This window comes from Tabrizicola sp. (assembly GCF_051645465.1).
Classification (GTDB): domain Bacteria; phylum Pseudomonadota; class Alphaproteobacteria; order Rhodobacterales; family Rhodobacteraceae; genus Tabrizicola.
This window is the reverse complement of the sequence record NZ_JBOFBI010000388.1, coordinates 1-1,665: the sequence shown is the minus strand read 5'-3', so window position 1 is coordinate 1,665 and position 1,665 is coordinate 1. Positions and strand designations below refer to the sequence as shown.

The 1,665-nt window shown below is 63.8% G+C and carries 2 protein-coding genes; one reads left to right on the top strand and one right to left on the bottom strand.

The window, feature by feature from the left end; genetic code table 11:
• Positions 1-625, bottom strand: a 625-nt coding sequence (locus ACRCSW_RS23600) for an SDR family NAD(P)-dependent oxidoreductase (protein WP_438708097.1), incomplete at its 3' end; no start/stop codon positions are given.
• Positions 626-735: 110 nt separating this feature from the next.
• On the opposite strand from ACRCSW_RS23600, the gene ACRCSW_RS23595 reads away from it, so the two are divergent.
• On the top strand, positions 736-1,632 hold the full coding sequence (locus tag ACRCSW_RS23595) for a LysR family transcriptional regulator (protein ID WP_438708096.1): 897 nt from the start codon (positions 736-738) through the stop codon (positions 1,630-1,632).
• Positions 1,633-1,665 lie beyond the last annotated feature (33 nt).

Sequence of the window (1,665 nt, the reverse complement as noted above, 5' to 3'; positions counted from 1 at the left end):
TTTCAGGTGGCAGATCCTTCAGGTCGATGCCCATCCCATCCCAGACTTCGGTGGCCGTCGAGGCGGGCACAACCGCCTGAACCCTGACGCCGGTGCCTTCGACTTCGTTCTGAAGGCCAAGGCTCAGCGACAGGACGAAAGATTTCGTGGCCGAGTAGACGGTCGTGCCGGGATAGGGGCTGACCGCGTTGGCGGAGGCGATGTTGATGATCGTGCCGCTGTCGCGGGCAACAAAGCCGGGAAGGGCGGCGCGGGCGAGGCGGCTCGGTGCTACCGCATTGACCATGAGGAGGCTCGCGTGATCCGCCGGGCTCAGATCGATGAAACGCCCCAGCCGCGACAGGCCCGCATTGTTGACGAGAACCGTGACGCCCGCGTCGCTTTCAAGCAGCGCCTCGACCGCCGCGATTCCTGGCTCCGTCGACAGGTCAGCCACAAGGGGGCGAACCGCAACGCCATACCTGGCCCAGAGACGGTTGCCTAGCTCTGCAAGGCGATCGCCGCGGCGGGCGACCAAGACAAGATCGTGACCGCGGGCGGCAAAGCGATCGGCGTAGACGGCGCCGATACCTGAAGACGCGCCGGTGATGACGGCGACAGGGCGGGGCGGGGTCTGAGCGTTCATTGCGATAGTCCTTTGGTGTCCTTTGCCTTGCGAGACCGAGAGTAATCCTTGGTCCGTGTTGCGATAATGTCCTATAATCTGCATGAGCTGTTGAGCAGGAGGCAGCAATCATGCGCGGAACCGAATACGCCGAACTGGCGGCATTCCTTGCCATCGCCGAGGAGAGCAACTTCCGCCGGGCGGCCCAGCGGCTTCGGATGTCGCCCTCCTCCCTCAGCCACTCCATGCGCGATCTGGAAGAACGGCTAGGCGCGCGGCTTCTCAACCGGACGACGCGAAGTGTCTCGCCAACCGAAGCCGGGGCGACCCTGTTCAGCAGGCTCTCACCCGCCTTCGCCGAGATCGCCGCCGCCGTGGAAGGGGTCCAGCACTTTCGCGACCGGCCAGCAGGAAAGGTCCGGTTGAACATGCCGCGAGCGGCGGCCGAGGTTGTGTTTGTGCCCGGCTCTGGTCGTTTTGCCCAGCAGTACCCCGAAATACGGCTGGAACTGATCACCGATGATGCCTTCGTCGATATCGTGGCCAAGGGCTTTGATGCCGGTGTCCGCCTGGGCGAGTTCGTCCAACGCGACATGATATCCGTCCGCCTGACCTCGGACGTTCGCTTTGCCGTTGTCGCATCGCCCAGCTACTTCGCGTCGCGTCGCCATCCGGCCACTCCACGCGATCTCCACGACCACGCCTGCGTCAACTTTCGCTTCGCCCACAATGGCGAGCTGTTTCCCTGGCGGTTCGCGAAAGGCGGGGAGTCGCTGGAGGTTTCGGTTGATGGGCCGATCACCACCAACGACGTGAACGTCAGTCTGGCGGCAGCTTTGGAAGGTGCCGGCCTCTTCAGGACGCTGGAAGCACAGGTAGCCGAACACATCGCGACCGGGCGCCTTGTCCGCGTGCTGGAGGATTGGTGTCCGTCCTATCCCGGCCTGTTCCTCTACTATCCCAGCCGAAGGCAGATGTCGCCCGCCCTCCGGGCAGTGATCGATTTCTTCCGTTTCAGAGAGACATGACGCAGAGCCGGCCCAAACCCGCCGTTTCTCGCT

Excerpts from the sequence above, each read along its gene's own strand:
- ACRCSW_RS23595 (WP_438708096.1), top strand. The coding sequence starts at position 736 with ATGCGCGGAACCGAATACGCCGAACTGGCGGCATTCCTTGCCATCGCC.